This is a genomic window from Streptomyces sp. NPDC058678 (assembly GCF_042714835.1).
Taxonomy (GTDB): Bacteria; Actinomycetota; Actinomycetes; order Streptomycetales; family Streptomycetaceae; genus Streptomyces.
The window spans coordinates 60,839-68,860 of record NZ_JBHXSG010000018.1 but is presented as its reverse complement, the minus strand read 5'-3'; the positions used below and the strand labels follow the sequence as shown (position 1 = coordinate 68,860).

General features: G+C 69.8%; 4 protein-coding genes and 1 pseudogene. 1 reads left to right on the top strand and 4 read right to left on the bottom strand.

Features of this window, described 5'->3' with window-relative positions; all coding sequences use genetic code 11:
* Window positions 1-58 precede the first annotated feature (58 nt).
* Window positions 59-2,077 carry an ATP-dependent DNA helicase gene (locus ACFWWR_RS18495; protein ID WP_383866442.1) on the bottom strand — a complete coding sequence of 673 codons (2,019 nt, stop codon included), beginning with the start codon at window positions 2,075-2,077 and terminating at the stop codon, window positions 59-61.
* Window positions 2,078-2,429: 352 nt separating this feature from the next.
* A complete protein-coding gene (locus ACFWWR_RS18490; RefSeq protein ID WP_384304265.1) occupies window positions 2,430-3,266 on the bottom strand; it encodes a GNAT family N-acetyltransferase in 837 nt (278 codons plus the stop codon).
* Between ACFWWR_RS18490 and ACFWWR_RS18485 the strand changes: the two are divergent.
* Window positions 3,151-3,435, top strand: a pseudogene (locus tag ACFWWR_RS18485) (hypothetical protein); the annotation flags it as partial. The gene ACFWWR_RS18490 and the pseudogene ACFWWR_RS18485 sit on opposite strands and share 116 nt — an antisense overlap.
* A gap of 39 nt (window positions 3,436-3,474) precedes the next feature.
* Here the strand turns inward: ACFWWR_RS18485 and ACFWWR_RS18480 are convergent.
* Complete coding sequence (locus ACFWWR_RS18480; RefSeq protein WP_384304263.1) at window positions 3,475-5,529, bottom strand: IucA/IucC family protein; 2,055 nt, start codon at window positions 5,527-5,529, stop codon at window positions 3,475-3,477.
* Window positions 5,530-5,802: 273 nt separating this feature from the next.
* On the bottom strand, window positions 5,803-7,404 hold the full coding sequence (locus ACFWWR_RS18475; protein ID WP_384304260.1) for an aminotransferase class III-fold pyridoxal phosphate-dependent enzyme: 1,602 nt from the start codon (window positions 7,402-7,404) through the stop codon (window positions 5,803-5,805).
* Between the last annotated feature and the right edge of the window lie 618 nt (window positions 7,405-8,022).

Here is an 8,022-nt window from a genome sequence, read left to right as displayed (position 1 = left end):
GGGGGTTGGGGGGGGGGGGGGGTGGATCCCACCCCGCCGCCCCCCCCCCCACCCCCGATCACTCAGCCCTGACTTCGGATTCGGATGCGGATTCCGCTGCTGCTTCCGCTTCCGCCTTCTTCGCCGCCGCATCGATCGCGGACAGCGACCTCCGGACCTGATCACGGTCCGTCGTGTACCAGAAGTCAGGCAGTGAAGCCTTCAGATAGCTCCCGTACCGCGCCGTGGCAAGGCGCTGGTCCAGTACGGCGACCACACCGCGGTCCCCCGAAGCCCGTACGAGGCGACCGGCGCCCTGGGCCATGAGGAGGGCGGCATGAGTGGCGGCGACCGCCATGAAGCCGTTGCCACCCGCTTCCTCCACCGCCTTCTGGCGGGCGCTCATCAACGGGTCGTCCGGCCTCGGGAACGGGATCTTGTCCATGACGACCAGCTGACAGCTGGCGCCGGGGACGTCGACGCCCTGCCAGAGCGAGAGCGTGCCGAAGAGACACGTCTGGGGATCGGCGGCGAAGTTCTTGATCAGTTCGCCGAGCGTCTCTTCGCCCTGGAGAAGAATGGGGAACTCGGGGATGCGTGAGCGCAGCTCCTCCGCTGCGAGCTGGGCCGCCCTCATCGAGGAGAACAGGCCCAGGGTGCGCCCGCCGGCCGAACGGATCAGCTCGGTGAGTTCGTCGAGCATGTCCGAGCGGTCGCCGTCCCGCGCGGGGCGCGCCAGGTGCTTGGCGACGTACAGGATGCCCTGCTTGGGGTAGTCGAAGGGCGAGCCGACATCGACGCCCTTCCACTGCGGGACATCCTCACCCTCCGTGCCCTCGGGGGCGAGGCCCAGGGAGGCACCGACGCCGTTGAAGTCGCCGCCCAGCTTCAGGGTCGCCGATGTCAGGACCACTGAACGGTCCGTGAAGAGCTTCTCCCTCAACAGGCCCGAGACCGACATGGGGGCGACGCGCAAAGAGGCGCCGAAGCGGTCATGGCGCTCGTACCAGACGACGTCCCACTCGGAGCCGTTCGTGATCCGCTCCGCCACGTCGTGCACGCTCTCAACAGAGGCCAGCGCCTGCTTGCGGACCGCGTCCTCGTCCTGAACGGACTTGTCACGCGTGGCACCGATCCCGGAGATCACGGTGCGACAGGCGTCACGCAAGGCCATCAGTGCATAGCCAAGGTCCTCCGGAATCTCCTCCAGGCGGCCGGGGAGGGCGAGTTCCATCAGCCGCTCGAACCCCTCGGCAGCGGTCTGGAGCTGGTCGGCGGCCTTCTCATTGACGAGCTTGGCCGCGCGGCGCACCGCACGATTGACCTGGCCGGGGGTGAGTTCGCCGGTGGCCACCCCGGTGACCCGGGAGACCAGCTCGTGCGCCTCGTCGACGATCAGTACCTCGTGCTGCGGGAGGACCGGGGCACCCTCGATGGCGTCGATAGCGAGCAGTGCGTGGTTGGTGACGACGACCTCGGAAAGCTTGGCGCGCTCGCGGGCCATCTCGGCGAAGCACTCGGCCCCGTACGCGCACTTCGAGGCACCCAGACACTCCCGCGACGAGACGGAGATCTGTGCCCAGGCACGGTCGGAGACACCGGGGGTGAGGTCGTCGCGGTCACCGGTCTCGGTGTCGTCCGCCCAGTCACGCATGCGCAACAAGTCCTGGCCCAGTTTGCTGGTGGGCGCGGCCGCCTCGAACTGATCGAAAAGGCCCTCTTCCTCGTCCTGCGGGACGCCCTCGTGGAGCCGGTGCAGACACAGGTAGTTCGACCTGCCCTTGAGCATCGCGAACTCCGGGCGGCGGCGCAGCAGCGGGTGCAGCGCATCGACCGTGCGCGGCAGGTCCCGCTCCACGAGCTGACGCTGCAGGGCGAGGGTGGCGGTCGCGACGACGACGCGCTCCCCGTGCGCGAGCGCGGGCACGAGATAGCCCAGCGACTTTCCGGTGCCGGTGCCGGCCTGCACCAGAAGATGGGAACCGTCGTCGATCGCGTTCGCGACGGCTTCGGCCATGGTCACCTGGCCTGGGCGCTCCGTGCCGCCGACGGCAGTGACGGCAGCATGCAGGAGTTCGGGGAGTGAGGGCTTCGTCATAGCGCGACCACCCTACGGCCCGGCACTGACAAACGGGTGATCAAGGCGGTGACGAGGGGCGGGATCAAGACCGGGTGCTCCTCTGAAGTGGATCGGATCGGATCAGTAGCGGCCCGGGGAGGTCCGGTCGGGTTCGGATTGGCGCGCCTGAAAGACCGGATCACTTCGGTTCTGGTCGACGGCAGAGCTAAGGCCTGGCGTCGTTCTGAGTACCGACGGAAATCGAGGCTGGTTGCGGCGCACATCGACCCGGATAGGGCAGAGGCCGACGCGGCCGGAAAACCGTGTGCCGGAAGTGGGAACCGGATCGGCGCGGGCGGTGTACCAAAAGTGATGACGCTGCGACGTGGCGTCACAGGCGATGGCGTAGGGACCGGTCTCGGACCATGAGGGCGGCTTGCTTGGCGGGCAGGTCGATCTCGGCGGCGAAGCCGAAGCCTGCGCCCAGAAAGGCTGCGATGGAGGGAATGTTGCGAAGGTCGGGTTCCGCGACCACGCGGGTACAGAGGAACCGCTTGTCGAGCACGAGATCGGCTACGGCTCTCAGCAGGGTGCTGCCGAGGCGCCTTCCCCGGTCAGCGACACCGCCAAGAAGCAGGTGGATCCCAGTGTCGTGAGGTCGAGCGGGGTAGTGGCGTGCCAGTGGATCGAGGTCTGCCCGGTAGATCTCCCAGTAGCTCATCGGCATGCCCTCCAGCGTCCCGAGGCACGGAACGCTGCGTCCGTCGCCGGAGAGTTGGGCGGCCAGGTGGCCCTCCGTGACGGACTCAGGACCGGCCAACTCCCAGAATCGTGCGACGGCGGGGTCGTTCATCCAGCGGCTGACGAGCGGCAGGTCCCGCTCGATGCTTACGGGGACGAGGTGGAACACGCCCGCAGGGGTGGCGGTCGGCCCCCACTCCGCAACCTGGTCGAGCAGGTCATCGGCTGCGGGTGGGACGGTAGCGGGTCGGGCGGCGCCCCCGAACCGGTCAGGAGCCGCGGCGACGCCGGTGCTCTTCCCCTCCTCCTCCAAGAGTTGGATGAGTTCGTCGGGCAGGCGCAGCTCCAGCGTGTCCTCGTCGGCCAGGCCGATGGGGACGCGGGCATCCGTGCGGCTCGTAGTGGTACCGGGACTCGTGTCGGAGCTGAGTTCTGCGCCGGGGGCAGTGTCGGCGTTGGCATGGGCAATGGCGTCGGACGGAGGCACAGCGGTGCTCCTCTCAGGAGGTGGGATGGGGGCATGTTCCTCGGGGAGAGGGGGACGGGCGGGCCTCGCGGCGCGCGGTCAGGGATGCGAGGAGCGGGCGATGTTCACATTCGGTGTGGCGCTCGCCTTCCAGAACTGCCATCGGGTGGCGGCGTTCCGGCAGGCGGCAGTCAGTGTGGAAGGGGTGGGTGATGGGCACAGGCGGCGGTCAGCAATGGAGGGGGTTGGCGATGGTGACGTAGACGGACTGGGTGTCCACCGGGCCGACGAGTTCGTCGAGGCCATGCAGACGAGTGAGCAGGTTGGCCTTGCAGCGAAGGACAGGGGAGTCGAGCAGACGGGTGGGCAGCGTGGTGGGGAGGCGGGTGGGCCCCGAAGCCACGTCGATGAGGAAGCCCCGGAAGGCGGCGAGTAGCAGCCGTTCGTCAGCGAGGCGCTGGGAACCGAACGCTCCGATGAGGCCGAGGACGTTGTTGATCGCGAGGTAGTACGCGAATCGTTCGTCGGTGACCTCGTCGGAGACGAAGGTGTCGCTGCGTTCGCCGATGCCGGGCAGGCGGGCCTCGAGTTCCGCGCGCCGGGACTCTCGGAAGTAGTAGCCCTGGTTGTCGCGGTAGCGACCGCCGACGGGCCAGCCCTCGCCGTCGAGCAGGAGCAGCGTGTTCTGCTGATGTGCTTCCAGGGCGATTCCCGCTTCCGCGTCCAGCCACAGCACCGGGCGGACGACCCGTTCGAGGTAGCGCAGGAACCACTCGGCGGCGACGGCTCCCCGGGGCCGGCCGGTCCGGTCTGCGAGGCGTGTGACGACCTCGGCCAGTCGTGACATCAGGACCGGTCGATCGGCGTGCCCATCGCCTGCGGCACCCCGAAGGACCTGGGGTCGGGGCGAGACCAGTCCGGCGATGCAGGAGGCGTCGTCGTCGGGGCTGAACGGGTTGTGCCGGATGACCACGTCGAGCCCGGCCACGGAGTTGCCGTCGGGCCCGTCGACGGCGATCCAGGCTGGGTCGCGGATGATGTCGAACCCCGGGTGGGCTGCCTGCCATTGCTTGGACAGGCCGCTGCGGAGCAGCCGGTGGACCTCTACGCCGCGGTGGAGCTCCTTGCGGAGGTTTTCGCGCCGGGAGTTGGTGATGCGCAGGCCGAGCGACAGCTTGAGCATGGCTGGGGAACTGGATCGGTGGACGGTTCGCACGGAGGAGGTGGGGTGCCACGGGGAACCGTGTACGCCGAGGTTCCGGAGCAGTCCGGCTTCCAGCAGAGCCGTCGTCTCGGGGCGGTGCAGGACCTCGCGCAGTTGCCAGGGATGGAGGGGCAGGGCCGTGTGGCCGTCCGGCAGCGGGAGCTCGGCTCCGGCGAGCCGGGCGGTGAGCTGGGGTGCGGAGACCATGCGGCCGCGTTCGGTCCAGGCCGAGTCGGTGGCCAGTACGGAGGGAGCTACAGCCATCCAGTGGAGGGGGAAGGAGCCGCGCAACTCGGGTGAGTACAGCTGTGTTTCGGCCTCGGAGAGCCCTTCCCGGCTTTTCGGCGTCGGGTGCAGCGGATGTCCGAGCACGAGTGCCTGCTCGGCAGCGAGGAAGAGGTCGGGTTCGTCGTCAAGGTGCTCTCGGCGCTCGGTGATGAAAGCGGTGGTTCGACGAACGGAGTCGGCCACGCGGGCGACGAGATCGGTACCGGCGCCGACCGGGGCGAGCGCAGGGGTGTCTTGACCGGAGGGTGGTTCGGGGGGGACGGGAGCACTGTCGGTGGGCTTCTGTGCGCTGAGTGTCTCGCGTGTCAGCAAGGCGGCGACTGTGATCGCGTCGGCGGGTGGGGCATGGTCCGGGGCGTCTGCGAGGTACGGGAGGCCGAAGCGGTGCCAGCCTGTCGGGGACCAGTAGCGGACGGGGGCGAGGAGTGCCGTGCCGCTGGCGGGGAGCGGGATACGGAGGGTGCCGTTGTCGGGCTCGGCAAGGTCGGTCTCGCGTACCCAGCAGCGCAGCAGGTTCTCCACGGCCGCGGCCTCGGCTGCCGTTTGCGGGTGCGGATGCTCAAGGAGGTCGGTGGTGGCGCCGGGAACCCGCTCGCCCTCGGAGTGCCCTCCTTGCGCGGGGACCTTCTCCTCCGACACCTCGGCAGCTGTCTCTTCCCGCTCCGCAGGGGCCACTCCCCCCTGGTGGCCGGCTGGCGGGGTGGTGGGTGCGGGGTGTGGTTGCGGGGAGGTTTGGCCGCCGGAGGGCCCGTGGGGGTGGGCACGGCTGTCGGAAGCGGGGGTGGTGTTCAAGGCTGTGTTCCTCGGGGTGGTCCTGGCTCGTGCCGCTGACGGGAAGCGGCTTCGTGATGGGGTACGGCGTGTGCAGGGACTTGCGTGTTCAGGGGGTCGTTCGATGGGCGGGATGGAGGTCAGATGTCGTACGGGACGAGTTCGGGAGTCAGGGGCTGGGGAAGGACGCGTGTGGGCGTGAGAGCTCGCGGGGGTACGGAGACTGGGCTACCCCTCCTGCTCGGCGCGGCCGCCGGACCGGCCCGTCTGTCGGTGGTGTGGGTGCTCTGCGTGCTATGGGTCCGCCTGGTCTCCACGAGCATGGGTGCGGGCCACTGCCTCCACCGCGTCGGCCAGTCGGTCCAGTACCGCGGCCGCTTGCTCGTCGGTGATCGTCAGGGGTGGGAGCAGCCGTACGACGCTCGCATGACGGCCGCCCAGTCCGACGATCAGGCCGCGGCGCAGGCACTCCCGCTGGATGGCCGCCGCGAGTTCGGGAGCCGCGGGGCGAGGGCTTCGAGCGATGCCACCACCCACTCCGGCGTCGGTGCTCCCGAAGTCGGTCGAAGGCGTCCGACCACGACCGGCACGCTCGACTCCGGCGCCCGCGCCCGCACCCCCGCCCGCTCCGGCCAAGGAGCCCACGCCATCGCCATCCGAACCGCCACGGTCGAACCGAGCCCCACCCCCAACCCAAGCCCCGGCACCAGCACCAGCACCAGCACCAGCACCAGCACCAGCACCAGCTACCGTCCCCGGCCGGGGCCCGGTGCCAGCCACCACCAAAGCAGCATCGAGATTCCCCTCAGCCTCGACCAGCTCAATTCCGATCATCAGGCCTCGCCCCCGGACATCGCCAATGATGGGGAACTGCCTTGCAAGATCCCTGAGTTGGTTGAGCATGCGCGCGCCCAGAGTCGAGGCCCGTTCCGCGAGACGGTTGTCGCGGATGTAGGACAGGGTCGCCGTGCCCGCGGCCATGGCCAGTTGGTTGCCGGGGAACGTGTCAGCGGAGGCGCCGGGTTCCCAGGCGTCGAGGTCGTCTCTGTAGACCAGGACGGCCAGCGGCAGACTGCCGCCGATGGCATGGGAGAGGATCATCGCGTCGGGGGTGATGCCACTGTGGTCCACCGCCCAGAAGGCGCCCGTGCGCCCGACTCCCGTCTGGACCTCGTCGGCGATCAGCGGGACGGACCGGGCGGCAGTGATCTGCCGCATGCGCCGCATCCACTCGTCGGGCGCCGGGATCACACCGCCCTCGCTCTGAACGGGTTCGAGGATCATCCCGGCGGGCAGCGGCCGCCCGGACCGGGGGTCGTCGAGGACCGACTCGGCCCACCCGGCGGCGAGTTCGGCGCCGCGCGTGCCGCCGACCCCGAAGGAGCAGCGGTAGTCCTGCGGATAGGGCAGACGCATGATCCGCGGGTCGATGCTGTCTCCAGCCGCGTCGAACGTCCCGTCGGTCGTCCCGTGGTGGGCGCCCGTGAAGGCGATCAGGCCGCTGCGTCCGGTCGCCGACCGGACGAGTTGGAGCGCGGCTTCCACCGCGTCCGTTCCGGCCGGTCCGCAGAACCGCACCCGCGCGCGGTCGGCGAGTCCGGGCGGCAGGGTGCGGAACAGTTCGGTGACGAAGGCGTCCTTGACGGGGGTCGCGAGGTCGAGGGCGTCCAGCGGGGCGCCGGAGTCGAGGACTTTGCGGATCGCCTCCAGCACGACGGGGTGATTGTGGCCGAGGGCCAGGGTGCCGGCGCCCGAGAGGCAGTCCAGGTAGCGGCGGCCGTCCGCGCCCTCGATGGTCAGCCCGCGCGCCCGTACCGGCACGATCGGCAGGGCGCGAGGGTAGGTACGCGCCGCCGACTCGCGCACCGACTGACGCCGCAGAATCCCCTCGTGCACAACGCGTCCGCCACCGGGCGCCTCCACGGCAGCACGCCCTTCCGCTACCCTCTCAAACGCACTCTCACCAGCCTCGCCAACCCCGGTCACAGTGCCCTCCCAGCCCCGACTGCGGCTGCTTTCCCAAGCACAGTCCCGGCGGTCTCCCCAACCCCAGCCGAAGCAGCTTCTCCACCCCGGGCCATAGCGGCATTCCCTTCGCGTACAGCCCTCGCCGCCGCCCCCGTCGCGCTCCACTCCACAGCCACGGCTCCCCGCTCTCCCGTAGTCCAGGGCAAGCCGTCCTCGCCATCTCACCCGACTCGACATACGAAACCCCGTGAGCGTTCACTCGAAAACTCTCGAGGCTCACGGGAATTGGGCACGTGGGCCGAGCCGGCCGTCTCGCGGCCGACCATCGGTACTGCGCCCCGTCGCTACCAACCCCGCTCGGCCCAGCGGGTTACGGGCCCGCATCAAGATCCTTGCCCCGACCGAGGCGTAACAGCGCCGCGGCCCGCACCCCGTGCAGTGCGGCGTGCGGCACAACTGGATGGTTGCCAGGTCAGACAGCTCGTAGCGAAACCGTTGCTGTTCCGCGGGAAGTCCCCCACAGCGAGCGCATAGTGTGTGATGCCG